This is a genomic window from Nonomuraea bangladeshensis, assembly GCF_039529455.1.
GTDB classification, from domain to species: Bacteria; Actinomycetota; Actinomycetes; order Streptosporangiales; family Streptosporangiaceae; genus Nonomuraea; species Nonomuraea bangladeshensis.
On record NZ_BAAAMV010000017.1, the window covers coordinates 1 to 23,668 of the forward strand.

General features: G+C 70.6%; 26 protein-coding genes, 4 tRNA genes and 1 pseudogene. 17 read left to right on the forward strand and 14 right to left on the reverse strand.

Features of this window, described 5'->3' with window-relative positions; genetic code table 11:
* Both ABD292_RS43005 and ABD292_RS43010 read left to right on the forward strand, forming a co-directional pair.
* On the forward strand, window positions 1-327 hold a 327-nt coding region (locus ABD292_RS43005), incomplete at its 5' end, for an integrase core domain-containing protein (RefSeq protein WP_344218099.1).
* Window positions 324-1,403 (forward strand): IS701 family transposase, encoded by a 1,080-nt coding sequence (locus ABD292_RS43010; RefSeq protein ID WP_425565248.1) that lies wholly within the window; start codon window positions 324-326, stop codon window positions 1,401-1,403. The genes ABD292_RS43005 and ABD292_RS43010, both read left to right, overlap by 4 nt.
* Before the next feature lie 245 nt (window positions 1,404-1,648).
* Here ABD292_RS43010 and ABD292_RS43015 read toward each other — a convergent pair whose 3' ends face one another.
* The 5 genes and pseudogenes from ABD292_RS43015 to ABD292_RS43030 form a co-directional block, all read right to left on the reverse strand.
* Window positions 1,649-3,028, reverse strand: coding sequence for a hypothetical protein (locus tag ABD292_RS43015; protein WP_344218103.1), 1,380 nt, complete (start codon window positions 3,026-3,028; stop codon window positions 1,649-1,651).
* A gap of 149 nt (window positions 3,029-3,177) precedes the next feature.
* A complete protein-coding gene (locus tag ABD292_RS49130; protein WP_425565246.1) occupies window positions 3,178-3,588 on the reverse strand; it encodes a DUF6166 domain-containing protein in 411 nt (136 codons plus the stop codon).
* A gap of 150 nt (window positions 3,589-3,738) precedes the next feature.
* Window positions 3,739-3,879 (reverse strand): hypothetical protein, encoded by a 141-nt coding sequence (locus ABD292_RS43020; protein ID WP_344218105.1) that lies wholly within the window; start codon window positions 3,877-3,879, stop codon window positions 3,739-3,741.
* A 154-nt stretch (window positions 3,880-4,033) separates the two neighbouring features.
* Window positions 4,034-4,591 carry an alpha/beta fold hydrolase gene (locus tag ABD292_RS43025; protein WP_344218107.1) on the reverse strand — a complete coding sequence of 186 codons (558 nt, stop codon included), beginning with the start codon at window positions 4,589-4,591 and terminating at the stop codon, window positions 4,034-4,036.
* A gap of 52 nt (window positions 4,592-4,643) precedes the next feature.
* Window positions 4,644-5,476: pseudogene (locus ABD292_RS43030) on the reverse strand (IS5 family transposase); the annotation flags it as partial.
* A 251-nt stretch (window positions 5,477-5,727) separates the two neighbouring features.
* Here ABD292_RS43030 and ABD292_RS43035 point away from each other — a divergent pair.
* Together ABD292_RS43035 and ABD292_RS43040 are read left to right on the forward strand one after the other, a co-directional pair.
* Window positions 5,728-6,072, forward strand: a complete 345-nt coding sequence (locus ABD292_RS43035) for a hypothetical protein (RefSeq protein WP_344218109.1) — start codon at window positions 5,728-5,730, stop codon at window positions 6,070-6,072.
* Window position 6,073: 1 nt separating this feature from the next.
* Window positions 6,074-6,325, forward strand: a complete 252-nt coding sequence (locus ABD292_RS43040; RefSeq protein WP_344218111.1) for a hypothetical protein — start codon at window positions 6,074-6,076, stop codon at window positions 6,323-6,325.
* Here ABD292_RS43040 and ABD292_RS43045 read toward each other — a convergent pair.
* On the reverse strand, window positions 6,322-6,483 hold the full coding sequence (locus ABD292_RS43045; protein WP_344218113.1) for a hypothetical protein: 162 nt from the start codon (window positions 6,481-6,483) through the stop codon (window positions 6,322-6,324). The genes ABD292_RS43040 and ABD292_RS43045 overlap by 4 nt on opposite strands.
* A gap of 867 nt (window positions 6,484-7,350) precedes the next feature.
* Here ABD292_RS43045 and ABD292_RS43050 point away from each other — a divergent pair.
* Together ABD292_RS43050 and ABD292_RS49135 are read left to right on the forward strand one after the other, a co-directional pair.
* Window positions 7,351-8,160 carry a hypothetical protein gene (locus ABD292_RS43050; RefSeq protein ID WP_344218115.1) on the forward strand — a complete coding sequence of 270 codons (810 nt, stop codon included), beginning with the start codon at window positions 7,351-7,353 and terminating at the stop codon, window positions 8,158-8,160.
* Window positions 8,157-8,387 (forward strand): tyrosine-type recombinase/integrase, encoded by a 231-nt coding sequence (locus tag ABD292_RS49135; RefSeq protein WP_425565247.1) that lies wholly within the window; start codon window positions 8,157-8,159, stop codon window positions 8,385-8,387. Before ABD292_RS43050 ends, ABD292_RS49135 begins: the two co-directional genes overlap by 4 nt.
* Window positions 8,388-8,433: 46 nt before the next feature.
* Here the strand turns inward: ABD292_RS49135 and ABD292_RS43055 are convergent.
* Window positions 8,434-8,508 (reverse strand) — tRNA-Val (locus tag ABD292_RS43055).
* A 484-nt stretch (window positions 8,509-8,992) separates the two neighbouring features.
* Here ABD292_RS43055 and ABD292_RS43060 point away from each other — a divergent pair.
* On the forward strand, window positions 8,993-9,409 hold the full coding sequence (locus tag ABD292_RS43060) for an SsgA family sporulation/cell division regulator (RefSeq protein ID WP_020547189.1): 417 nt from the start codon (window positions 8,993-8,995) through the stop codon (window positions 9,407-9,409).
* Window positions 9,410-9,477: 68 nt separating this feature from the next.
* Here the strand turns inward: ABD292_RS43060 and ABD292_RS43065 are convergent, their stop codons facing one another.
* The gene (locus ABD292_RS43065) at window positions 9,478-10,110 is read right to left on the reverse strand and encodes a DUF305 domain-containing protein (protein ID WP_344218117.1); all 633 of its coding nucleotides are present in this window, start codon (window positions 10,108-10,110) and stop codon (window positions 9,478-9,480) included.
* A 90-nt stretch (window positions 10,111-10,200) separates the two neighbouring features.
* On the opposite strand from ABD292_RS43065, the gene ABD292_RS43070 reads away from it, so the two are divergent.
* The gene (locus tag ABD292_RS43070) at window positions 10,201-11,589 is read left to right on the forward strand and encodes an LVIVD repeat-containing protein (protein WP_344218119.1); all 1,389 of its coding nucleotides are present in this window, start codon (window positions 10,201-10,203) and stop codon (window positions 11,587-11,589) included.
* Between the two features lie 56 nt (window positions 11,590-11,645).
* On the opposite strand, the gene ABD292_RS43075 is transcribed toward ABD292_RS43070, so the two are convergent.
* The 3 genes from ABD292_RS43075 to ABD292_RS43085 are packed head-to-tail and all read right to left on the reverse strand — an operon-like array spanning window position 11,646 to window position 14,370.
* Entirely contained in the window at window positions 11,646-12,476 is an 831-nt protein-coding gene (locus ABD292_RS43075; RefSeq protein ID WP_344218121.1) for an aminotransferase class IV, read from the reverse strand.
* A complete protein-coding gene (locus tag ABD292_RS43080) occupies window positions 12,473-13,483 on the reverse strand; it encodes a chorismate-binding protein (protein WP_344218123.1) in 1,011 nt (336 codons plus the stop codon). Before ABD292_RS43080 ends, ABD292_RS43075 begins: the two co-directional genes overlap by 4 nt.
* A complete protein-coding gene (locus tag ABD292_RS43085) occupies window positions 13,453-14,370 on the reverse strand; it encodes a LysR family transcriptional regulator (protein ID WP_344218125.1) in 918 nt (305 codons plus the stop codon). Before ABD292_RS43085 ends, ABD292_RS43080 begins: the two co-directional genes overlap by 31 nt.
* Before the next feature lie 58 nt (window positions 14,371-14,428).
* Between ABD292_RS43085 and ABD292_RS43090 the strand changes: the two genes are divergently transcribed.
* Window positions 14,429-15,619: an NAD(P)-binding domain-containing protein gene (locus ABD292_RS43090; protein WP_344218127.1), complete on the forward strand. Its 1,191-nt coding sequence runs from the start codon at window positions 14,429-14,431 to the stop codon at window positions 15,617-15,619.
* Here ABD292_RS43090 and hutH read toward each other — a convergent pair.
* The 3 genes from hutH to ABD292_RS43105 form a co-directional block, all read right to left on the reverse strand.
* Window positions 15,600-17,150 (reverse strand): histidine ammonia-lyase, encoded by a 1,551-nt coding sequence (hutH, locus tag ABD292_RS43095; protein ID WP_344218129.1) that lies wholly within the window; start codon window positions 17,148-17,150, stop codon window positions 15,600-15,602. The genes ABD292_RS43090 and hutH overlap by 20 nt on opposite strands.
* Before the next feature lie 16 nt (window positions 17,151-17,166).
* Window positions 17,167-17,874, reverse strand: a complete 708-nt coding sequence (locus ABD292_RS43100) for an ArsR/SmtB family transcription factor (protein WP_344218131.1) — start codon at window positions 17,872-17,874, stop codon at window positions 17,167-17,169.
* Window positions 17,875-17,966: 92 nt separating this feature from the next.
* The gene (locus ABD292_RS43105; RefSeq protein ID WP_344218133.1) at window positions 17,967-18,518 is read right to left on the reverse strand and encodes a hemerythrin domain-containing protein; all 552 of its coding nucleotides are present in this window, start codon (window positions 18,516-18,518) and stop codon (window positions 17,967-17,969) included.
* A 112-nt stretch (window positions 18,519-18,630) separates the two neighbouring features.
* Here ABD292_RS43105 and ABD292_RS43110 point away from each other — a divergent pair, with 112 nt between their 5' ends.
* From ABD292_RS43110 to ABD292_RS43145, 8 genes are all read left to right on the forward strand, one after another.
* Window positions 18,631-19,812, forward strand: coding sequence for a hypothetical protein (locus tag ABD292_RS43110; protein ID WP_344218135.1), 1,182 nt, complete (start codon window positions 18,631-18,633; stop codon window positions 19,810-19,812).
* Window positions 19,813-19,908: 96 nt separating this feature from the next.
* A tRNA-Gly gene (locus tag ABD292_RS43115) sits at window positions 19,909-19,980 on the forward strand.
* Between the two features lie 15 nt (window positions 19,981-19,995).
* Window positions 19,996-20,066: transfer RNA gene (locus tag ABD292_RS43120), tRNA-Cys, on the forward strand.
* 5 nt (window positions 20,067-20,071) lie between these two features.
* Window positions 20,072-20,146 (forward strand) — tRNA-Val (locus tag ABD292_RS43125).
* A 257-nt stretch (window positions 20,147-20,403) separates the two neighbouring features.
* Complete coding sequence (locus tag ABD292_RS43130; protein WP_344218137.1) at window positions 20,404-20,838, forward strand: nuclear transport factor 2 family protein; 435 nt, start codon at window positions 20,404-20,406, stop codon at window positions 20,836-20,838.
* A 115-nt stretch (window positions 20,839-20,953) separates the two neighbouring features.
* The gene (locus ABD292_RS43135; RefSeq protein WP_344218139.1) at window positions 20,954-21,700 is read left to right on the forward strand and encodes an IclR family transcriptional regulator; all 747 of its coding nucleotides are present in this window, start codon (window positions 20,954-20,956) and stop codon (window positions 21,698-21,700) included.
* A gap of 136 nt (window positions 21,701-21,836) precedes the next feature.
* Window positions 21,837-22,487 carry an NAD(P)H-binding protein gene (locus ABD292_RS43140; protein ID WP_344218141.1) on the forward strand — a complete coding sequence of 217 codons (651 nt, stop codon included), beginning with the start codon at window positions 21,837-21,839 and terminating at the stop codon, window positions 22,485-22,487.
* A gap of 80 nt (window positions 22,488-22,567) precedes the next feature.
* Window positions 22,568-23,668, forward strand: coding sequence for an LLM class flavin-dependent oxidoreductase (locus ABD292_RS43145; RefSeq protein WP_344218143.1), 1,101 nt, complete (start codon window positions 22,568-22,570; stop codon window positions 23,666-23,668).

The window sequence follows — 23,668 nt, forward strand, 5'->3', positions numbered from 1 at the left end:
CGCAGCAGCCTGGCCGGAGCGATCTTCCATGCCGATCATGGAGCCCAGTACACCTCGGCCGAGTTCGCCAGGGTCTGCGCCGAACTCGGGGTGCGCCAATCCATGGGAGCCGTCGGGACCAGCGCCGCGGCGGAATCGTTCAACGCGACCTTGAAACGCGAGACGCTGCAGGGAGCCAAGCGCTGGTCCTCGCCACGTGAGGCCCGCCTGGCCGTCTTCAGATGGATCACCCGCTACAACACCCGAAGGAGACACTCCGCCCTCGGCTACCTCAGTCCGATCGACTACGAGCAGCAGACCGTCGATAGGGTGCTGCTCGCCGCATAACGACCGGTGTCCACACTTCGGGGCGAGCCCCCGTGACGTCCTCGACCTGGGACACACGCGCGGTGCGGGCCAGGCTGGCCCGGCGGGCGGTGGAGGTCGTGCGGCCGACGGCGTGGGTGATCGACGATACTGGCTTCCCCAAGGACGGGAAGGGTTCGCCGTGCGTAGCGCGGCAGTACTCCGGCACGCTCGGCAAGGCGGCCAACTGCCAGATCGGGGTCAGCGTGCACGCCGTCACCGACACCGCCTCTTGCCCGCTGGATTGGGCCCTGTTCGTGCCGTCGTCGTGGGACGAGCAGGCCGCCGAGGGCGAGGTGCGCGCACAGGTGCTGGCGCGGCGCGAACGGTGCGGTATCCCGGATGGGGAGCGTCATCGCTCGAAGTGGCAGATGGCCGTGGAGATGCTCGATGCGCTCGCTGGGCAGGGGTTACAGCCGCCGCTGCTGGTCGCCGATGCTGGCTACGGCGACAGCAGCCCGTTACGCGGCGCACTGGACGAGCGCGGCATCGGCTATGTCGTGCAGGTCAAAGGTGATGCCCTGGCCCACTTGCCGGACGCGCGGCCGGTGCCGCGGACCTGGTCGGGGCGAGGCCGGCCACCGAGGCGGGCCGAGCCCCGCTATCTCGCCACCCCCATCAGCCTGGCCGCGCACATCCAGGCCGCCTGCCCCGCCGCTGCGGTCCCGATCACGTGGCGAGAAGGCTCCAAAGGAGCGATGACGTCGGCGTTCGTCTTCCTGCGGGTACGTCCGGCCGGGCACCGCATCGCCCGCGAGGCGGACGGCACCCTGCCGGAAAGGTGGCTGATCGCGCAGTGGCCTGCAGGTAAGCCTGAGGCGGTCAAGTACTGGCTGTCCAGCCTGCCCGCCACCACCGGCCTGGCCGACCTGGTCCGCTATGCCAAGATCCGATGGCGGATCGAACACGACTACCGCGAGCTGAAAACCGGCCTCGGCCTGGACCACTTCGAAGGCCGCTCCTGGACCGGCTGGCACCGCCACGTCACCCTCGTCACCGCCGCACACCTGTTCCTGACCACGCTGCGAGGCGACCCAAAAGCGGCTGCGCCGGTCTGACCCTCTACAAGGTCGTCTACGAGCTGCAGTTGCTGCTCGCCACCTGGACCGGCGCATGCCCGACCTGCCATCAACGATTACAACCGCTACGCCGCAATCGTCACCGGCAGACCTAACAAAGTACTACTAGTCGCAACGTGTGGTGGGTGAGGGTCTGAAGTGGGGTCGGAGCGGCTCTCCGTTGGGGCGGAGAGCCGCTTTCGCGTCTCGGGCTAGACGATCAGCAACGTTTCAGCCGCCGGTCACTAGCTCCGGACGGACACGCGGGTGGACGCTGTGCAGCTTCGGGTGTCCGGCGTGTTCTCACGGTAGACGATGTAGGTCAGGTTCCCGCTGGTGTACGGGACGTGGGTGAAGGTGAACGTGCCGTCCGCGTTCGTGGTGACGTCCGGCAGTGTCGTAACCTGCCCCATCTCGCGGAAGCTCACGGCGAGCTGCCGGACCGTGGGATCTGACCCGTCGGGCTCGGTCAGCCGACCGGTGAACGTGGCGGTGCTGTATTTTCTCGCCGCGGCCGGGCCGGTCAGGGTGAGCTTGCATACCGGCAGGAGGGCGCCATGCATCCGCCACAAGTAGGAGTGGCGGACGTCGGACCACGCCTCGGTCACGGCGAACAAGTCCGTGCCCGAGAAGGTGAAACTTCCGCGGAGCACGTCGTGAAGTGATGCCGCAAAGGTCTCGATCTTCGCCCCGGTGGCGGTGTCGAACAATGCCACCGGCTTTTCCTCCCCGCCGAAGCCGTGGCTGGCCGCGACACGTGTCCCATCCGGACTGACGGCAATCGCGCGGTAGTTGTAGATGCCCTCTTCCCGCCCGTAGGAGCGGATGAGGGACAAGGTGGTCAGATCCCACGCTTCAAAGTCGTTGATGGAGCCGGGCGTTGCGTACACCTTGGTGCCGTCTGCGGTGATGGCGAGGTCTTCCCAGCCGTGTGCGATCTCCAGGTCGTCGGTGTCGATGACGCCGCGCAAGGCGGGGGTGCCGTTCTGGAGGTCGTACACCTGCGGGCGGGTGTTCTCCGCCACGAGCAGCGTGTTGGCGGCGGCGGCGATCACCGAGGCGCCCGAGGTCTGGCTTATCGGCAGAGGTACCGGCTGGGGTGTTGTCTCGGACATGTCGAGGCTGAGAACGCCGCCGCCCCACACGGCCGGGCATCCGTAGGAGACCCAGAGCCGGTCCGCTGATCGTTCCAACCGGGACGGGCACGGGTAGGCGGTGAGGTCGATCCGCCGGGTGATGGCGAGGGTGGCGGTGTCGATCTCGGCCAGTTCGTGTGAGCCGCGCAGAGCCGCGTAAAGGCGGGTGCCGTCGGCGCTGGAGGCGAGCCCCCACGGCTCGGCCAGGCCGGTGATGGCGCCGGTCGGTACGCCTTGGCTGCTGGCGACGACGATGCGGTCCTCTACGGCGATGAAGACCTTGCCGCCGGCGGCGGCCGTGTCGCCGGAGCCCTGGACGTCACCGAGGTTGAGGTCGGTGATGGAGTCGGCGGCTGTGGCGGTGGTCGCTTGCGAGACGGCGAGGCCGGCTGTGAGCAGGAGGGTGGCGCATAAGATGGTCAGGCGTCGGCTGATGGATGGCAGGTGCATAGGCTCTCTCCAGGATAATTGGAACGCTTGTTCGCACATTAACTGGGCCTGCCGCCATGATCTAGTAGCTGGGAACTCCTACTTCGCCACGCCAAACCTTGATCACGACTTGTGACTTCACCGGTGCTTACATGCGGCGCACTGGATGACGTGGTCTCTGGCCTCCGGTCCGTCCAGCGCCAAAAGGATCATGTCTGCTTCGTCTGCCATGCTTGCGCCCAGCGGACGACCAGATGCCAGTCCAGGAGCCATGGGTCTCGTCCATATATGCCTAGCTGAGACACGACCTCTCGGCAGAAGTCATGAACCATGTCCCGTGCTGGCACCTGACCAAGCGCATCGGAGAGGATGGCTTCGGAGGTCGCGAGAGGCCCGTTTCCGGAGTACCCCCACGTGAACGTATCGGCAGGTAGGTCCGCAGAGACCGTATTCAGGTAGAGTTCGCGTAGAACCTGATGCTGCTGATGAGCATTTTTCAGGTCTTGCCATTCGGGATTTCCTGGCAGGACGTCAATGACCTCGGCTGCACCTCGTCCATCGACTTTGGTTCGCCCTCGGTAGGTCCGCTCGGTTGTGTCGGCTGGCGTGACTAGTTTCACGTTTCCTCCTCATACCGAGCAGGCGCTTGTAGCTGGATGCTAGCGGTCTCCGGGCCGTCGAGGGCGGCTCTCCGTAGGCGGCGGAGGGCCGCTTTCGCGTTCACGGAGAGTATCGCGCATGCAGGCGTTCGTGTTCTGTCCGCGATTGTCTCACTTTCGGACGATCAGCCAGAACCATCCGGCAAGGATTATCAGCCCCAGCACGGCCAGCACGGCGGCGAGGGCGGGCTGCCAGTCTTGCAGGAATAGTGGAAGGACGACGATGCTGACGAGGGCGACCGCGACGGCCACTCCGCCCTTGGGTAAGGGTTGTTCTGCCCATGGTGGGGAGTCCGGCTCCCACTGAGCAGGCGCCGGAGGCTCGGCGTGCTCGGCCGGTTGTTGCGGGAGTGCTTCCCACAGCATGCCGCAGTCGGGGCAGCGCCACGGCTCCTCACCTGCCGCGTCAGAGCGGGTGCACTGGTGACCGTTCAAGGTGTTGTTCCTTCTGACGCCCACTCAATCGGCTCACCCCCTCCACCGAGATGTCCGCGAGCCCGACGTCTCGGGCGAGGCGACGCAGCCCGAACCACCGGACGCGGCGACGGGCCGCGTTCCTGATCGTGTAGTTATGGTAGCCGGGCAGGCGACGATGCTGTTCGGGGTGACTGGCGTCGAGCAGCACGACGCCGGCCACCTCGTCCCGGTAGGCGGCGGCGAACCTGTAGACGACGAACCCGCCCAGGGAGTGGCCGGCGAGGACGTGTGGCGGAGCGATGCCGGCGCGGTGAAGCGCCTCGTGCAGGTCGTGAGCAGCGTTGAGGTGCGCGAGCGGGTTCCGCACGAGGTCGCTCCAGCCGAGGCCGGCACGGTCGAAGACGACGGTCGTGGCCTCCTCGGCGAGCTCCGGCAGTAGCACTGCGAGTTCGGTCGAGGAGTCGCCGAGCGCCGGTATGAGTACGACGGGCGACCGGCCTTCTCCTTCGACCCACAGGTGGATGCGCCGGTCGCCGATGTCGACCATGCGGCCGGGCGCTAGGTAGCAGCGGCGGTCGCGGCTGACCCCCAGGTTTGGTAGGCGGCGGAGGCGAGGCCGAGGGGCGATTGGCCGCCTGGTCGGCCTTCTCCGGGATGACCGCCTTGATCCGGGGTCGACGCAGGTAGGCGCGGTTGCCTCGAGAAGAGTAGGCCTTGTCTGCGGCCACCGCGCCCGGCCGGGTGCGCGGACGGCCGATCGGTAGTCGGACCTTGATGCGCTCCAGCACGGCGCGGAACTGTGGGCTGTCTCCGGCCTGGCCGGCGGTCAGAGCGAAGGACAGCGGACGGCATCGACCATCGGCCGCCAGATGCACCTTGCTGGTCAACCCGCCCCGGGAGCGGCCCAGCTTGGCGGCCTTCAGCCGGAACCGGTATCGGCGTCGCAGCCGTCGCCGTTCGTCCCTCTCGTCGTCCCCGTTGTCGTTGTCCCTGCTCTCCCCGTCGCCGGGGTTGCCGTCGGGGGCGTTTTGCCCCTTTGGCGTAGCCCCCTTTCCTGCTCGACGGCTTCTTCCAGGGCTGCGCTCAGCTCACCGTCCAAGACCATCCCGGCGGCATGATGGTGGGCGCGGGCGGTGGTGGAATCGACGCTGACCAGGTCGAGGTCGGCCTGTCCCCGGGCTGTGGCCTCGCTGATCACGGCTTGCATCAGCTGCTCGAACACGCCGTCCCGCGCCCAGGAGCGGAACCGGTCGTAGGCGGTGGACCATGGCCCGTACTCCTCCGGCAGGTCACGCCAGGGGCTGCCGGTACGAAACCGCCACATCACCGCGTTGAACAGCCGTCGCAGATCCGGGATCGGGCCCCGCTCGCCCAGCGGTAAGTGATGCTCGATCAAGGACCATTCTTCGTCGGTGAGATCCCCACGCGCCATGTTCGACGGCCTACCAGGGCCACCGGCCATACCGCAGGCAATCCCTCTGATCTCAACTCCGTACAGGCTCTAGAGCGCGGGGTCCTCACAAACGCACAGCAACAGGGCAAACCCGTACGCGGTTGGGGCGCGCACCGGGCAGCACCAGGGGGTGAACGGCGATCAACGGCGACGTCAACCACAAGGAGAAAACAGAAAACACCCCGCAGATCAACGAGACCATCCAGGCATTACGTTACGAACTCGACAACGTGCGAGCCATCCCCGAAACCGCCTGGAACGACCCCCACTTCATGGGGCGCCGCCTCATGCAAGTCGCGCAAGAACTCGAAAACGCCCAAGGCCAGCTTGAAAAAGCCGAGCAGCTCATCGGCCACCTGATGGACATGGCCCGCGCCTACCAGGCCGAGCTCGGCCGGCCACTCGCACCGCCACCCGAGGTGATCCACGCCATGAGCGTCACCTCCAGCGGCATGCGGCCCATCCTCATGGACGTCGGCGGACGGCCCATCGTCGTCGCCCCACCCGAAGGGTTCGACAACCCGTACGAGACGTGGCGCAACATCGTCGGCCATTACGGCAAACGCGAGGACTGACATGGGACGCCACCGCATCCGGGCCTACGAGGTCCGGGGGATCACCAACGCGCCCGCGCCCGCCATCGCCCGCCACGAACCCGATGACGACCCCAACCGCACGATCATCGTCGAGGTTGATGCCGCGCTGCGCGGCCAAGCCCGCGACGACGCCATCCACCAGGCGCTCGAACCGTTCCGGCAAGGCCTGCGTGAACTCGCCCCCGTGCCGCTGCTGGCCCTCATGTTCGATCGCGGCGCCAGCAAAAATTAGGATGTCGCGCTGGACTCGCCGAGGGCGACAGCAGCGGTCGCCGGTGCCGGCACCGTGGCGGCGGTCGGCATCGCGACCGCGCTCGCGTTCGGCGGGGTTGAGGACGGCGGCAGACGCCCGGCGGCGATGGTGACCGTCACCCACACGGTTGGAATCATGCACTCGGCACCTACCTTCGCCACCACGCTCGCGTTCTCTCCGATGCCCCCGACTACGCCGGCGACGACGCCGGACGGCCGCGGCACGCCACCACCGGCCGCTGCCACCCGCATCCGGCAGCCGGACGGCGCCGCGGAGGCGGTTCGCAGCCGCCCAGAGGCAGCCTCCCGGACGCAGTGGCCCGCCCTGGACGGCAGCGGCCCTGAGCGTTCACGGAGGCCGTCAGCGACGCCTGAACGCCGCCCCCGCCGACGTCCCACGCAAGCCAGCAGCCAGCCGGCCCGCAGACGCGCGAGGCCTTACGCGAACTTGCTCGGGAGGCGGCCCGCAGCGCCGCCACTCGCGAGACAAGCAGGGCAACGGCCAGCCAGCGGCCACGCGCGACCCCTACAGTGGAGCGGCCCCGCACGACCCCGCCACCCACCCGGGCACCAGAACCGGAGCCGGAGCGGCAGCCCACCGCCGCGGCGAACGACTGCCGCGGCGTCGTCGACCTGAACGTGAAGCTGGGCGGCCTCGGCGTCGACGTGTGCCTCCTGCGCCGATAGGAGCCCCTGATGGTTCACCACACTGGCCATCGGCATGCCGCCGCGACATGCTCTCCTGGAGGCGCGTGATGGCCTCCTACCGGCGCCTTCCCTCGAGGTCCTGGCAGGCCACCGTCTACAAGCCCGACGGCAAGCGCGTCACCAAGACGAACAAGCTCAAGTCGGTGGTCCAGGCATGGGCCAAAGAGTTGGAGGCCAAGTACGCGCGCGGCGAGGCCCACGATCCGCGCGCCGGCGAGATCCCGATCCGGGACTGGTACGCAAATGCGTCAACCTGGGCGGCGGCGAGCTGTCCACTCTGGACAAGCAGTCGTCGCTGTGGACGACGCACTGCGAACCCGTCTGGGGGACTGGCCGGTGAACGCGGTCAAACGGGAGGAAGCCGTCGCTTGGGCCAAGCAGTTGCGGTCCAAGCGGCGCCGCAACGCCAGCAGGAAGCGGGACGCTCCGGCGCCGCTGCTGGCGCCGCGGACCATCCACGACATCGTGTTCGTCATGACCGCCCTCTACAAGGCGGCGATGGAGCAGCGGCCACCGCTCGTCGACCACAACCCGTTCGAGAAGCTCCCCCTCCCGAAGATCGAACCGGGGGAAGTCAAGTTCTACGAGCACCGTCAGGCCGACGCCCTCTACGCGGCAGTGGAGGCCAGGTCTGGGGCGCGGTCGCGGCTGCTGGTCGAGCTCGGCATGGACGTCGGGCTCCGGCAGGGCGAGATCTTCGGGCTGCACGCCGACCAGGTGGACGTGATCCGGCACCAGATCGCGGTCGTGCACGCGATGACCAGGCACGGGCTGAGGCCGTATCCCAAGAGCCAGATGAGCCATCGGATCGTGCTGGTGCCGCCGCCGGTGATGGCCCATCTGGAGCCGCTGGTGTCGCCGACAGCGTGGACGGCGGAGTGCACCTGCCCGACCGTGCTGCAGGACGGCACCGTGCGGCCCGGCCGCGGGCCGTGCCCCGGACTGGTGTTCCCGGCGCCGGAGGGCGGCCCGATCGACGACGGCAACTCCGGGACCGTGTCTGGTACGCCGGGGTGGAGCGGGCGCGCACGTGCGGGCACCGGCCGTCGCAGGATTCGCCGTGGGCGGACGAGCCGCCGGGCTGCCGGCCGGACTACTGCGATGTGAAGGCGCACAGGATCCCGCGCTGGCCGCCGCATGTGATGCGACACACCGCAGCGTCGTGGTTGGTGCAAGCCAGCGTCAGCCTTTACGAAGTACAGATGCTGCTGGGTCACGAGGACCCGCGAACTACGCAGCGTTACGCCCATCTGATGCCGGGGGCGCACGACGCGGTGCGGCGTGCGTGGTCCGCTCGAAATGATCACGCACGTGCAACGCACGATGTCCCCTAGATGGCAAAAACTCCCAGGAGATGATCTCCCCTGGGAGTGTTCCGCCTGGTGGGCGATACTGGGATCGAACCAGTGACCTCTTCGGTGTGAACGAAGCGCTCTCCCGCTGAGCTAATCGCCCTCCTGCCGGTCCCTCGCGGTGCCGACGGGGAAAACCATACCGCACTCCGGCACCTGCTGGCGAAGCGAAGCGGTCGGGGGGCGGTCGGGGGGGCGGGTGTCAGGCGGGTTGCGGGGGTGTCCGGCGGTTGCGGCGGAGGGATTCAGGGTGAAAGGCGGCGGTTGCCCACCGACGAGTGGGGTCGGTGACATACCATCGTCGTGTCCCGGAAGTGGGCGGTCGCGATCTTTCTTGAGAAACGTTCATGGTCGGCCGTTCCGGGGCAGGCTCGACAGCACGCAAAACCCTTGCAAATGCGACCCTGATTGGTGCCGTTTAGCCTGGTAGATGCCTGAATGTCCAGCTGTGATGTGCGTTACAGAAGGCCCCTGGGGCGGAATCTTTCCTACGGGTTTCTTCGTTCCGCGTCATAGCTCAGGACGAAGTCCGTCAGAGCAGTGAAAGCCCCGAAGAGGGGACCTACGACGAAAAGGTTTGGCTGACGATGAACAGCACCACCGTCTCCGCCGAGCTTGGCCTTCGGCTTGTGGTCCCCGACCGTACAACCGTCCCCCTGCTCGCCGGACTGAGTTACACAGCCGACGACCCTTACGCCATCCGCATGGCCTTCCACGTAGGGAATGACGAACCGGTCGAGTGGATCTTCGCCCGCGAGTTGCTGACCGTGGGCATCGTCAGACGTGTCGGCGACGGAGACGTGCAGGTGTGGCCCGCGCGGGCCGACGGTGAGCGCACGCTTCACATCAGCCTCACGTCGCCGTTCGGCCAGGCCCTGTTCGAGGTGCCGCTGGCGCCGCTGACGGAGTTCCTGCACCGCACCTACGAGAAGGTGCCGGCGGGGCGTGAGACCGACTTCATGGACCTCGACGCCGAGCTGACCAACATGTTGTGGCCGTCCTGAGCCATTAGACGACAGAACCGCGAAAGGGGCGGGCCCGCCTGACGGGCCCGCCCCTTTCGCGTGCCGGCTCACGCGGGCGGCAGGGACTTCATGGCCGCGCGCATGCGGGCGATCTCGATGCTCTGTCCCGAGTAGACGTCCTTGGCGAGCAGGCGCATGCGGTGGTCACGGCCGCCGGCCAGCTCCTCCTCCGCCATCTTCACGGCGCCCTCGTGGTGGCGGGTCATGAGCTGGAGGAACAGGCGGTCGAAGACGTGGCCGCGGGCGGCCCGCAGCGCGTTCAGCTCCTCTTCCGAGGCCATCCCGTAGCCGGGGCCCGTGGAGGTGTGGTCGTGCCCGGCGGGGGCCTGGCGGCCCAGGTCCGCGAGCCAGCTCGTCATCGCCCTGATCTCGGGGGTCTGGGCGGCGGTGATCGCGCGGGCCACCCTGCGGACGACGTTCGTCGTCGTGCGCTCCTCGACCAGTGAGGTCATCTCCAGCGCCTGCCGGTGGTGCGGGATCATCCCCTCCGCGAAGCGCACGTCGGCGGCCACGGTCGGCTGCGGCGTCCGGCCCACCCGCTCCCCCGGCGTCGCGGTCCGCGCGGGCGCGCCGGGGCTGCCGGGCACGATGACGGGCGCGTCCGTGCCGATCGCGGACGGCTGCCGTACGGGCTCGGCCCCGCAGGAGACGGCCAGGAGGGCGCAGGCGGCGAGCGCCAAAAGCTCCTTAACTGTGATGAATGCCGTACACGGCCGCGAACCTGCTGACATACCTTCCATAGTGAGCTACGAGACAAAGGGGAATGCGCGTTGATCTCTGCCAAGCTGCGCGGAGCGGTGTCTGTCGCGGCGATGCTGCTGCTGACCGCCGCGTGCGCGGGCGGCCCGTCGGCCTCAGGGGAGCCGGCGAGCTCGGACACCTCCCAGCAGGAGACCAGCGCTCCAGGGGGCCGATCCCCGTCCGGGGACGGCGTCACGACCAGCGACAACATCAAACAGGTCGCGCAGGTGCCGAGGACCGCCCCGTTCGACGGACGGGACGACATCAACACCGACCTCGCCTTCCAGGGCGACTATGCCTTCCAGGGCAACTTCGGCGGTTTCGCCATCTATGACATCAGCGATCCGAAGAACCCCAAGACCGTCACCCAGGTGGCCTGTCCGGGCCAGCAGAACGACGTGTCGATCTACCGGAACCTGCTGATCCTGTCCGTGGACGAGCCGGTCTCCGGCCCGGAGTGCGACGCGGACGACGACGAGCCGGCCTGGGAAGGGCTGCGCATCTTCGACGTGAGCGACAAGGCCAGCCCGCGCTACGTCGGCGCCGTCGCGACCGACTGCGGCTCGCACACGCACACGATGGTGCCCGCCGGCGAGACGTTGTACGTCTACGTCTCCTCCCCCGGCCCCGAGCCGGAGTCGCGGACCTGCCCGCCGCCCCACGAGCTGATCCAGATCGTGGAGATCCCGATGGGGGCGCCGCAGTCGGCGCGGGTGGTGGCCAAGCCCGACATCTTCCCCGAGCGCCAGCACGACGAGATGCTCTCGGGCTGCCACGACATCACCGCCTACCCGGAGAAGAAGCTGGCCGCGGCCGCCTGCTTCGGCGACGGCGTGCTGCTCGACATCGCCGACCCGGTACGGCCGAAGGTGCTCCAGCAGCTCACCGACACCGAGAACTTCTCGATCTGGCACTCGGCGACGTTCAACAACGACGCGACCAAGGTCGTCTTCAGCGACGAGCTCGGCGGCGGCGGCCAGGCCACCTGCGACCGCAACACGCCGCGCACCAAGGGCGCGAACGCGGTGTACGACCTGGTGAACGGCAAACTGGAGCTGCGCGGCTACTTCAAGATCGACCGTGAGCAGCAGCAGGACGAGAACTGCGTGGCCCACAACGGCTCGCTGATCCCGGTGCCGGGCAAGGACGTCATGGTCCAGGCGTGGTATCAGGGCGGCGTGTCCGTCTGGGACTTCACCGACTCCTCCGCCCCGAAGGAGATCGGCTTCTTCGAGCGCGGCCCGCACGAGCCGCCGACCATCGCGGGCTCCTGGTCGGCCTACTACTACAACGGCTACATCTACTCCAGCGACATCATGGAGGGCCTGGACGTCCTGGAGATCGACGACCCGCTCACGAACCCCGCCAAGAAGGTCAAGATGGACGACTTCAACGTCCAGACCCAAAAGAGCTACTGAGCTCCGGCTCCGGCCGCGCCGACGCGCGGCCGGAGCTCGTCAGAGGCGTACGCCGGTCACGGGTCCAGGTCGGAGGCCGAACGCTCGGCGAAGACCCGCATGGCCTTGCTGGTGATCGGGCCGGGGGCGATCGGCAGCTCGGTGTCGTCCACGAGCTTGATCGGCTGCACGTCGCGCGTGGTGGAGGTCAGGAACGCCTCCTCGGCCTCGTACAGGGCCGACAGCGGGACGTCGGTCTCCTCGCCGCCGAACCACTCCAGCACCAGCCCGCGGGTCACGCCGGCCAGGCAGCCGGCCTCCAGGGTGGGGGTGACCAGGCGCCCGTCGAGGACGAGGAAGACGTTGGAACCGGTGCCCTCGCACAGGTTGCCGGCGAGGTTGCCGAAGACGGCCTCGCCACCGCCGCGCTTCTTGGCGTAGAGGAGGGCCTTGGCGTTGTCGCCGTAGGAGGTGCTCTTGACGCCGGAGAGCGCGCCGCGCTCGTTGCGCGGCCAGGGGACGACGGTGACGTTCGCGGTGGCGGGGAACGGCTTCTGCTCGTCCACGATGACGACCGTCGTGGTGCCCTCGTTACCGCGGTCGGAGCCGAGGGGGCCGGGGCCGCTGGTGTAGGTGACGCGGATGCGGCCGAGCGCCCAGTCGGGGGCGTGCTCCAGGAGGCGGCCGATGCCGTCGGCGATGGCGGCGACGTCCGGCTCGGGCAGGTCCATGCGCTGGGCCGAGAGCCTGAGCCGGTCGAGGTGCCGGGTGAGCGCGAACGACCGGCCGTGCACGAGCTTGATGGTCTCGAAGACGCCGTCGCCGACCATGAGCCCGTGGTCGAAGACCGAGACGGTGGCCTGCGCGGGGTCGATCAGCTCCCCGTTGACCCAGACAGGGATGTTCATGCGTTTCCTCCTGTGGATGCCAGGGCTATGAGCCTGGCTGCTTTGAGCTCGGTCTCGAGCCATTCGCGCCGGGGATCGCTGCCCCAGGTGATGCCCGCTCCCGTGCCGAACCGGATCTCGCCTGCCGAGATCTGGAAGGTCCTGATGCCGACGGCCAGCGCCGCCCTGCGTCGGTCGGCGTCGACCCAGCCCACCGTGCCACAGTACGGGCCCCGAGGTGCGGGTTCGAGCTCGTTGATGATGCGCAGCGCGGACGATTTGGGGGCTCCCGTGACCGAGCCCGGCGGGAACGTCGCGGCGAACAGCTCCGGCCAGCCGGCTCCGGGCGCGAGCCGGGCGCGTACGGTCGAGACGAGGTGGACCAGTCCGGGGTGCTCCTCGACCACGCACAGCTCCGGGACCTCGACCGAGCCGACGGCCGCCACCTGGCCGAGGTCGTTGCGGACCAGGTCGACGATCATCACGTTCTCGGCGTGGTCCTTCGGCAGCAGGTCGGCGGCGGTGACGCCGGTGCCCTTGATCGGCCGAGACTCGACGACGTCGCCGTCGCGCGCGAGGTAGAGCTCGGGCGAGGCGGTCACCACGCTGAGGCCGGGGACGCGGACCACGCCGCCGTACGGGGCGGGGTTGCCCTCGGCGAGCCGTACGGCCAGGGCGAGCGGGTCGGCGGTGGACGGCAGCGGAGCGGTCAGCACGCGGCACAGGTTGGCCTGGTAGACCTCGCCCCGCTCGATGAGGGCGCGGATGGCGCGCACGCCGCTCTCGTAGGCGTCACGGTCGAGCGAACTGCGCCACTCATCCGGCTTTGGACCGTGCCAAGGAACGGCGGGGCGGGGCAGCGGCGCAGGGCGCACCTGGTCGAAGCGGGCGCACGTCACCTTGCCCTCGTAGTCCACGACGACAGCCCACCAGCCCTCGCCGTCGAGCGCGGCGAGGTCGGAGGTCACGTCCCGTAGCCCGGTGGCCAACATATGACCTAAGTGGGCGAATCCGTACACGCTTCCCATTCTTCCAGGAGTTGGACGAATTCCAGTGCGGCGGGGAGGGGGTCGTCCGGCAGGGCCGCGTACACCCTGCGGGCGGGGGCCTGCCCGCGCAGGGGCCGCAGCACCAGCCCGGCCGGTACGGCGCGGGCCGCCAGCTCGGGCACGAGCGTCACGCCGAGCCCGGCGGCGACGAAGCCGAACTTGCCGGTCCACTCGGCCACCCGCAGCCCGCCGCGCGGCGCGAACCCGGCGGCGGCGCACGCGGCGAGCAGCAGCGTCGGCTGGCCGCGCGGGGCGGCCTCGATCCACGTCTCCCCCGCCAGGTCGCGCAGGTCCACCTCGGCCTCGGCGGCCAGCCGGTGCCCGGCGGGCAGGGCGACCAGCAGCCGGTCCTCACGCAGCGGCACCAGGCGGCCCGCGTCCGCGGCGGGCAGCCCCGCCGGGTAGTCGCTGATGACGGCGGCGTCCAGCGCCCCGGCGCGCAGGCGCTCCAGCAGCTTGGTGGTCAGCCCTTCGACCAGGCGCAGCTCGACGTCGGGGCGGCGGGCGGCGAAGCGCCTGAGCGTGCCTGGCACCAGGTCCACGTTCGCCGTGGCGAACGCGCCGAGCCGCAGCGTGCCGCCCCGGCCCGCGTGCAGGGCGGCCAGCTCCTCCCCGGCCCGCTCCAGCCGGTCGAGCACGGCGACGGCGTGCCGGTGCAGCGCGGCCCCCGCCGGGGTGAGCCGGACGCCGCGGGCCAGCCGTTCGAACAGCGGCCCGCCGGCGGCCCGTTCGAGCGCGGCGACGCGGCGCGAGACCGCGGACTGGGTGTAGCCGAGCAGCTCGGCGGCGGCCGTGAAGGATCCGCTCCGCGCGACCTCGTCGAAGAGGCGGAGCGTGGCGGCGTCGAAGGCATTCGTGTCAGGCATGGCTGGCATGCAATCTAGTCGGTGGTGGAATACCGGACTTACCGCTTCACTGGCCCGCATGATTGCTTTTCTCGGACAGGGACGCATGGGCGTCCCCATGGCCCGGCGGCTGGCGGCGGCCGGGCACGACGTGACCACCTGGCGGCGCGGCACGGGCGTCACCGCCGCGGCGGCGGTGGAGGGCGCGGACCTGGTCATCACGATGCTGAGCGATCCGGCGGCGGTCCGCGAGGTGCTGACCGCGGCGCTGCCGGGGCTGCGGCCGGGCACGACGGTGGTCGAGATGTCCACGATCGGCCCGGAGGCGGTCCGGGAGCTGCGCGCGCTGCTGCCTGCCGGGGTCGGCCTGGTGGACGCGCCGGTGCTGGGCAGCGTCGGCCCGGCGGCCGAGGGCTCACTGACCGTGCTGGCCGGCGGCGACGGCCCGGACCTGGCGCGCTGCCGCGAGGTGCTGTCGGTGTTCGGCACGGTGCGCGAGCTCGGGCCGCTCGGCGCGGGCGCGGCCATGAAGCTGGCCGTGATGAACGCGCTGGTGCCCGCCCAGGTGCTGCTGGCCGAGACGCTGGCGTACGGGGAGGCGCACGGCGTCGATCGCGAGGAGCTGTTCGGCGTGCTGGCGGCCACCCCGCTGGGCGCGCTGGCCGAGCGGCTGCGCGTGCCCGCCGCCGAGACCCGCTACTCCCTCGCGCACGCCGCCAAGGACCTGGAGCTGGGGGCGTGGGAGGGCGCGAGCGTGGCGGGGGCCGCCCGCGCCCGGCTGCAGGAGGCGCGGGCGGCCGGGCTGGGCGAGCGCGACCTGACCGCCATCGCCGCCCACGTGGGAGGCCACCGGGCCGGTACGCGGGCGGTGCCGCTCAACCTGGCGACGGTCCCCGCCACGAACGGGATGTACTCCCACGCGGTGCGGGCCGGCGACACGCTCTACGTCTCGGGGGTCGCGGCCTTCGACGAGCAGGGCCGGATCGTCGGCGAGGGCTCGATGACGGCCCAGTCCGAGCACATCTACCAGGTCATCGAGCGCATTCTCGCCGACCAGGGGGCGGGGTTCGGCGACATCGCGTTCATCCGGACGTACCTGACGGACATGGACGCCCGCGCCGAGCACGGCGCGGTGCGCCGCAAGTACATCACCGGCACGCCCCCGGCCAGCACGACCGTGGAGGTGTCGCGGCTGTTCATGCCGGGCCTGCTGCTGGAGGTGGACCTGATCGTGGCGCTGCCCTCGCGGGTCACGCCAGGGGGCCGGTGACCTGCTCCACCGCGGCGACCACGCCGCCGTCGGCGACCAGGCGGACGGCGGCGTCGATCTCCGGCGCCAGGAACCGGTCGGGCCCGGGGGCGGGGACGGTCTCGCGCAGCGCCCGCACCACGGCGGCCGTCGCGGGGGCGGGCCGCAGGGGCGCGCGCAGGTCGAGCGCGCGGGCGGCGGTCAGCACCTCGATCGCCAGCACGCGGGTGAGCCCGTCGATCGACCTGCGCAGCTTGCGCGCCGCCGACCAGCCCATGGACACATGGTCCTCCTGCATGGCCGAGCTCGGGATCGAGTCGACGCTGGCGGGCACGGCCAGGCGCTTCAGCTCGGAGACGATCGCGGCCTGGGTGTACTGGGCGATCATGTGACCGGAGTCCACGCCGGGGTCGTCGGCGAGGAAGGCGGGCAGCCCGTGGTTGCGCGCCACGTCGAGGAACCGGTCGGTACGCCGCTCCGACATCGACGCCAGGTCGGCGGCCACCACGGCGAGGAAGTCCAGCACGTACGCGAGGGGCGCCCCGTGGAAGTTGCCGTTGGACTCCACCCGGCCGTCGGCCAGCACGGCCGGGTTGTCCACGGCGCTGGCCAGCTCCCGCTCGGCGACGGTGGCGGCGTGCGCGAGCGTGTCGCGGACCGCCCCGGCGACCTGCGGGGCGCAGCGCAGCGAGTAGGCGTCCTGGACGCGGGTGCACGCCTCCGGGTCGCGGTGGCTGGCCATGATGTCCGACTCGCGCAGCACCTTCACCATGTTGGCGGCCGAGCTGGCCTGGCCGGGGTGGGGGCGCAGGGCCTGCAGCTCCGGGGCGAAGACGCGGTCGGTGCCGAGCAGCGCCTCCACGCTCATGGCGGCGCTCACGTCGGCGGTGCGGACCAGGCGGGTGAGGTCGTGGACGGCGAGGACGAGCATGCCGAGCATGCCGTCGGTGCCGTTGATGAGCGCCAGGCCCTCCTTGGCGGCCAGCTCGACGGGCTCGATGCGGGCCTGCTTCAGCGCCTCGGCGGCGGGTCGGAGGTCGCCGTCGCGGTCGCGGACCACGCCCTCGCCCATGAGCGTGAGCGCGACGTGCGCGAGCGGGGCGAGGTCGCCGGAGCAGCCGAGGCTGCCGTACTCGTGCACGACCGGGGTGAGGCCGGCGCTGATGAGGGCGGCCAGGGTCTTGGCGGTGACCGGGCGGATGCCGGTGTGGCCGGTGGCGAGGGTGTGCAGGCGCAGCAGCATGAGGGCGCGCACGACCTCGGTCTCGACCTCGGGGCCGTTGCCGGCCGCGTGCGAGCGGACGAGGGAGCGCTGGAGCTGCGCGCGCAGCGCCGGGTCGATGTGCCGGGTGGCGAGGGCGCCGAACCCGGTCGAGACGCCGTACGCGGGGACGGGGCTCTCGGCCAGCTCGTCCACCCGCTGGCGGGCGGCGGCCATGGCGGCCACGGCGTCGTCGGTGAGCCTGACCGCGGCACCGTGGCGGGCCACGTCGATCACGTCCTGGAAGCTCAGCGGCTCCGGGCCTACGGCCACGACTCCGTTGTCGCGCATGGTGGGCACTCCCTCGTCAGGTAACTGGTGTGTGCGATGTTAGCTCCTTACTCGGGAACAACGCGGCCAGCCCTTCCCTGCCCTCGTCCGTCAGGATCACCGCACGTGGGACGGTGCCCCGGCGGTACCAGCCGCGCTCGAACAGCGCGTCCGTGACCGCCGCGCCGAGCGCCCCGCCGAGGTGCGCGCGGCGCTCGGTCCAGTCCAGGCACTCGGGGGCGAACCTGCGCCGCGAGCCCCGCGCGCCCGCCACGTCCACGCCGAGACCGGTCAGCAGCCGCTCGCCCTCGCCGGTGAGGTCGGCGCCGGCGTAGTAGCCGCCGGCGCGCAGGCCGTCGAGCAGTCCGACGCCGGCGCGTCCGGCGAGGTGGTCGTAGCAGGTGCGGGCCTCCTCCAGGAGCCGCGCCTGGCGGGACTGGCGCAGCGAGCGGACCGGCGGCCGGGCGCTGATCCTGGCGAGGACCTCCAGGACCTCGGCGACCTCGTGGCCGGACAGGCGGTAGTAGCGGTGGCGGCCCTGCCGGACGACGTCCACGAGCCGGCCGTCGAGCAGTTTCGCCAGGTGGGCGCTCGCGGTGGCGGCGCTCACTCCGGCGACCCTGGCCAGCTCCCCCGCCGCGAGCGCGCGGCCGTCGAGGAGCGCCGTGAGGATGGCCGCCCGGGTCGGGTCCGCGATGAGCGCGGCTACGGGGGCGATGTCGGCGTCCCGGGCGATGTGTTCCATGCTCACGACGGTAGTACGCGGACATTTCGGCCCGCGTCGAAGGGTGCGCGCGAGGGCCAGCTCCTGCCGAAGGCTCAGCTCCTGCCGAAGGCTCAGCTTCTCCCGAGCGCTCTGCGGATCGCGTCGCGGGCCCGTTCCGCGACCGCCCTCGGGGTGCCCACCAGCAGGTTCCTGGTGGCGGACTCGGCGCCGGCGTGCGGGCGGATCGTCGCCAGGCCCTCGGCGGCCCGGAGCGCCGCGCCCATCGCCCGGCGTTCGACGGGCGTCGTACGGGCGCGCAGCCGGGCGAACTCGTAGCGTTCCTCGCCGCGCGCGTGCGCGGTGACGGCGGCCCGCAGCTCGGCCAGGCGGTCCCAGAACCGGGGGTGGTCCACGCCGTCGTGGTGCAGATCCTGCAGCAGCCGCCTGGTCAGGCTCTCCTCGCGCAGCCGGTCGGCGACGACGCCGGGGCCGTTGTCGAGCTTCCTGCGCGCGTACGGATGGACGATCTCCTCCTCGGCGGTCTCGTGCATGGACAGCATCCGCGTCAGGCGGGCGAAGGCCGCCTCCACCTTGTCCGGCGGCGCCTGCTCGACCTCGTCGAACAGGTCCCTGATCCTCCCGTGCTGGGCCACCAGCAGGTCGATCACATCGTGTTCAGCCACGCCAGGCGGCCTACCCGGCCTCCCCTCTGCCACGCGCCTCCTTACCGAACGCGGGCCGTCCGGGGACCCAACGCGGAGGTTGCCCGCCCGGCCTCCGGGTACGGCCCGCGACATGGCCTTCGATCCGCTGCAGGAGCGGGGCATCCCGCTGGACAGGCAGCTGCGCGACTGGCGCGAGCTGCACCGCACGCCCATCGACCCCGACCGCGCCGACCCGTACACCCGCTGCCGGATCATCACGATGAACGGCATCGAGGTGGAGGCGGTGCTGTTCAGCCACCACCTGGCCCGGCACTGCCCCGACGCCGAGCTCAGACGGCGGCTCGCCCAGGTCCGCGCCGTCGAGGCGCAGCAGCAGAAGGCGGTGAACTGGCTGCTGCCCGGGGTGTCGTCGGTGCTGGAGACGACCATCGCCTACGAGCAGGTCGCCGTGGACCTGACGGCGTGGGTGGCGCGGATGGAGCCGGACCCGTACCTGCGGCAGGCGTACGAGTTCGGGGTGCTGGACGAGGTCGACCACCTCTACCGGTACGCCAACCTGTACGAGCTGCTCGAGCACCGCGAGGCGGAGAAGATCGTCGGCGACGTGACCGAGATCATGCCGGGGCGGCCGACGCACCTGCAGCACCGCGATCCGGTGGACGACGTGCGCGAGGCCTACGACCGCGGCCGCACCGAGCCGCTGTCCCGCCTGCACGCCCTGACGATCGCGGCGACCGAGCAGCAGACCATGAACTACTACCTCAACGCCGGCCCCCAGCAGATGGAGCCGGTCGCGCGCGGGCTCTACCAGGAGATCGGCATGGTGGAGGAGGAGCACGTCACCCTCTACGAGTCCCTGGTGGACCCGGGGCAGAGCTGGTGGGAGCGGCTGCTCAACCACGAGTACAACGAGTGCTACCTCTACTACTCCTTCATGGAGACCGAGTCCGACCCGCAGGTGAAGCGCCTCTGGGAGCTGCACCTGGGGATGGAGCTGGAGCACCTGCGGCTGGCGGCCGAGCTGTTCCGGCGCTTCGACGGGCGCGACCCGGACCAGGTGCTGGCCCCGGCGCTGCCGCCGCCGGTGACGTTCGAACCGAACAAGGCGTACCTGCGGCAGCTACTCGCCGCGCAGGCCGGCTGGACCACGCTGGGCACCGGCTATGCGCCCGGCCCCCACGAGCGGTTCGAGCAGCGGCAGGCCGCGGTCGTGGACGGGGTGAAACCTCCGTCCGAGCAGGTGATCGACGACAATCGGCGGGTCTCCGGCCAGGACTACCGCCTGGAGACGGCGGGCCCGCGTCCAGCCTGAGCCCGGCGGGGCGAGGGGCGCGGCTTATCCAGTTTGGGTACTCGGCCGAGATTCGCTACAGTTCTCTCGTCGCCCCGGGTCGCGAGCGGGGCGGATGCGGAAGTGGCTCAGTGGTAGAGCATCACCTTGCCAAGGTGAGGGTCGCGGGTTCGAATCCCGTCTTCCGCTCGGAGCTTCCGGCTCGGTGGCGTGGCCGAGAGGCGAGGCAGCGGCCTGCAAAGCCGTCCACACGGGTTCAAATCCCGTCGCCACCTCACAAGGACGATTAGCTCAGCGGGAGAGCGCTTCCCTGACACGGAAGAGGTCACTGGTTCAATCCCAGTATCGTCCACCAGCGCGACGCCACAGCCCCGGTCCCGACAGGCCGGGGCTTCGTGCTTGTCTGGGGCCCCCGGGCCGGGGTAGGCGCGGACCATGAGGTTCGGGAACTGGGACGTGCGGCCGCTGGGCGGCTGGACGGGCTGCCTGCTGATGATCATCGTGTCGGTCCTGCTGTCGATCGTGCTGACCGTGGTGGTCAACTGGCTGCTCTGAACGCGCCGGCGTGCACCGGGTCTGGCGGGAACGCCGTCCCGGCGCGACGATCACCGCATGGACGCACGAGAGCTCGCCGACCGCCTGGAGATCGCGGACCTGCTGGCCCGCTACACCCGCGCCGTCGACTCGGGCCGCTGGGAGCGGCTCGACGAGGTGTTCACCGAGGACGCCGTCATCGACTACAGCTCGGCGGGCGGCGTCAGGGGCGGGCGGGAGGAGGTGAAGGCGTGGCTCGCGGAGGTGCTCGCGCACTGGCCGGGCCGGCTGCACCTGATCGGCGCACCGGTGATCGACTTCAGCGGTGACGGGGAGGCCCGCGTGAGCGCGCCGTTCACCGACACCCTCGCGCCGAGCCGGGAGATGGTCGCGGCCGGGACGGCGGGCTTCCTGCACGGCGGCGGCTGGTACCACCACCGCCTGCGCCGCACCCCGGACGGCTGGCGCAGCGTGGAGCTGGTGGAGGAGCAGAGCTGGCGCACCGCCCGCTGACCTGTCCCGCGCGCCCCACTGGCGCACTGCGATATCACCGGCCTGTCCTCACCGTCAGGCGGGTATGTCCGCCGGGTCAGGCGTGCCGATCCCACCCGACGAAGATGCTGGAGCGATGACAGGTGACGCACAGCCCAGCGATCTGATCCGCAGTGTCTCGCGTGCCCTGCGCGTGCTGGAGGAGGTGGCGCGGGCCGATCGGCCCCTGCCGGTCAAGGTGATCGCCCGCCGCTGCGGGCTCAACCTGTCGACGTCGTACCACCTGGTCCGCACCCTGTGCTACGAGGGCTACCTGCACCGGCGGCCCGAGGGCGACTACCTGCTGGGCTCGAAGGTGGCCGAGCGCTTCCACGACATGCTGGACGCCTTCGAGCGGCCGCCGCGCGCCCGTTCCGTGCTGCGGCATCTGACGGAGGTCACGGGGCACACCGCGTACCTGGCGCAGCTCGCCGACGGGCGGCTGCTGGTGGTGGACGTCGTCCAGGGGCCGCGCTCGCCGTGGCTGGAGGACCTGCAGTCGGGGCTGGAGACCGCGCCGCACGCGACCGCGCTGGGCAAGGCGCTGCTGCGGGCGCTGCCGGCGCGGGACCGGCGGGAGATCCTGCTCGGGTACGGCCGGCTGCCCCGCTTCACCTCCGCCACCCCGGCCACCTTGGAGGACGTGGAGGAGGAGCTGGCGGGCCTGCCTCCGGGGCAGGTGGTGGTGGAGGAGCACGGGCAGTTCCGCGAGCAGGTGGCGTGCGCGGGGGCCGTGGTCGCCGGCACGGCGTGGGCGATCGGGATCTCGACCCGCGGGCTGGAGCTCCCGGCGCCGGCGGTGGCCCTGCTGGCCGAGGCGGCCCGCGATCTCGGGGGCCCGTAGCCCTCCCCCGCCCGCCCGCGCGCCCACCCTGCCGCCCACGCTGCCGCCCACCCTGCCGCCCACCCTGCCGCCCACCCTGCCGCCCGGCCCTATCCTTCCCCTGACGACATCGGCGAGACGATCGGGGCGGGCCGCCATGAAAGTGATCATCTTCGGGGCGACCGGCATGGTGGGCCGGGGCGTGCTGCGCGAGTGCCTGCTCGACGCCAGGGTCACGGACGTGCTCACCGTCGGGCGCACGGCGACCGGCGCCGCCCACCCCAAGCTGCGCGAGCTCGTCCACGGCGACCTGACCGACCTGTCGCCGATCGAGGACCGCCTGGCCGGGTACGACGCCTGCTTCTTCTGCCTGGGCGTCTCCTCGGCCGGCATGAACGAGAAGGACTACCGGCACGTCACCTACGACTACACGGTGACGGCCGGCCGCGTCCTGGCCAGGCTCAGCCCCGGCTCGGTCTTCGTCTACGTCTCCGGCGCCGGCACCGACGCCCACGGCCGCGCCATGTGGGCGCGGGTGAAGGGCGAGACCGAGAACGCGCTGCTGGCGATGGACCTGCGGGCCTACATGTTCCGGCCCGGCTACATCCAGCCCATGCACGGCATCACCTCGCGCACCCGGCTCTACCGTCTCGGCTACATCGTCACGCGCCCGGTCTATCCGCTCCTGCGGCGGATGTTCGGCCCGGCGATGACGACGACCGAGCAGATCGGCAAGGCCATGATCGCCGTGGCCGAGCACGGGGCGCCCGAGCGGGTGCTCGGCCCGGCGGGCATCAACGCCCTCTGAACGACGATGATGGAATAACCACGAGGGCCTGAGCGCTACCGTAACCGTTAAAGTTTCAACAGTCATGGATGGTGACTAAAGTGCAGTTCGGGATCTTCACCGTGGGCGACGTGACCATGGACCCCACGACGGGCAGGACGCCGACCGAGCATGAGCGGATCAAGGCCATGGTGACGATCGCGCTCAAGGCCGAGGAGGTCGGCCTGGACGTCTTCGCGACCGGCGAGCACCACAACCCGCCGTTCGTGCCGTCCTCCCCCACCACCATGCTCGGCTACATCGCGGCACGCACCGAGCGGCTGATCCTGTCGACCTCCACGACCCTCATCACCACGAACGACCCGGTGAAGATCGCCGAGGACTTCGCGATGCTCCAGCACCTGGCGGAGGGCCGCGTGGACGTGATGATGGGCCGGGGCAACACCGGCCCGGTCTACCCGTGGTTCGGCCAGGACATCCGCCAGGGCATCCCCCTCGCGGTGGAGAACTACGCGCTGCTGCACCGGCTCTGGCGCGAGGACGTGGTCGACTGGGAGGGCAAGTTCCGCACGCCGCTCCAGGGCTTCACCTCGACGCCGCGGCCGCTGGACGGGGTGCCGCCGTTCGTTTGGCACGGCTCGATCCGCAGCCCCGAGATCGCCGAGCAGGCCGCCTACTACGGCGACGGCTTCTTCGCCAACAACATCTTCTGGCCGAAGGAGCACTTCCAGCGGCTCATCGCCCTCTACCGGCGGCGCTACGCCCACTACGGCCACGGCACCCCCGAGCAGGCGATCGTCGGGCTCGGCGGGCAGGTGTTCATGCGCAAGAACTCCCAGGACGCGATCAGGGAGTTCCGTCCGTACTTCGACAATGCCCCGGTGTACGGCCACGGCCCCTCGCTGGAGGAGTTCACGGCCGAGACGCCGCTGACCGTCGGCAGCCCGCAGCAGGTCATCGAGCGGACGCTGGAGTTCAGGGACTACTTCGGCGACTACCAGCGCCAGCTGTTCCTCATGGACCACGCCGGCCTGCCGCTGAAGACCGTGCTGGAGCAGCTCGACCTCCTGGGCGAGGAGGTCGTGCCGGTGCTGCGCGCCGAGTTCGCCAAGAACCGGCCGGCCGAGGTGCCGGACGCTCCGACGCACGCCTCCCTGCTCGCCGCCAAGCAGGAGGCGGAGATCGCCCCCGTGGAAGCCTGA

Coding starts and splice junctions, on each gene's coding strand:
- ABD292_RS43015 (WP_344218103.1), bottom strand. CDS start 3,028: ATGTGCGAACAAGCGTTCCAATTATCCTGGAGAGAGCCTATGCACCTG.
- ABD292_RS43025 (WP_344218107.1), bottom strand. CDS start 4,591: ATGGTCGACATCGGCGACCGGCGCATCCACCTGTGGGTCGAAGGAGAA.
- ABD292_RS43040 (WP_344218111.1), top strand. CDS start 6,074: ATGGGACGCCACCGCATCCGGGCCTACGAGGTCCGGGGGATCACCAAC.
- ABD292_RS43045 (WP_344218113.1), bottom strand. CDS start 6,483: ATGATTCCAACCGTGTGGGTGACGGTCACCATCGCCGCCGGGCGTCTG.
- ABD292_RS43060 (WP_020547189.1), top strand. CDS start 8,993: ATGAACAGCACCACCGTCTCCGCCGAGCTTGGCCTTCGGCTTGTGGTC.
- ABD292_RS43075 (WP_344218121.1), bottom strand. CDS start 12,476: ATGAACATCCCTGTCTGGGTCAACGGGGAGCTGATCGACCCCGCGCAG.
- ABD292_RS43080 (WP_344218123.1), bottom strand. CDS start 13,483: ATGGGAAGCGTGTACGGATTCGCCCACTTAGGTCATATGTTGGCCACC.
- ABD292_RS43085 (WP_344218125.1), bottom strand. CDS start 14,370: ATGCCTGACACGAATGCCTTCGACGCCGCCACGCTCCGCCTCTTCGAC.
- ABD292_RS43090 (WP_344218127.1), top strand. CDS start 14,429: ATGATTGCTTTTCTCGGACAGGGACGCATGGGCGTCCCCATGGCCCGG.
- hutH (WP_344218129.1), bottom strand. CDS start 17,150: ATGCGCGACAACGGAGTCGTGGCCGTAGGCCCGGAGCCGCTGAGCTTC.
- ABD292_RS43100 (WP_344218131.1), bottom strand. CDS start 17,874: ATGGAACACATCGCCCGGGACGCCGACATCGCCCCCGTAGCCGCGCTC.
- ABD292_RS43110 (WP_344218135.1), top strand. CDS start 18,631: ATGGCCTTCGATCCGCTGCAGGAGCGGGGCATCCCGCTGGACAGGCAG.
- ABD292_RS43130 (WP_344218137.1), top strand. CDS start 20,404: ATGGACGCACGAGAGCTCGCCGACCGCCTGGAGATCGCGGACCTGCTG.
- ABD292_RS43135 (WP_344218139.1), top strand. CDS start 20,954: ATGACAGGTGACGCACAGCCCAGCGATCTGATCCGCAGTGTCTCGCGT.
- ABD292_RS43140 (WP_344218141.1), top strand. CDS start 21,837: ATGAAAGTGATCATCTTCGGGGCGACCGGCATGGTGGGCCGGGGCGTG.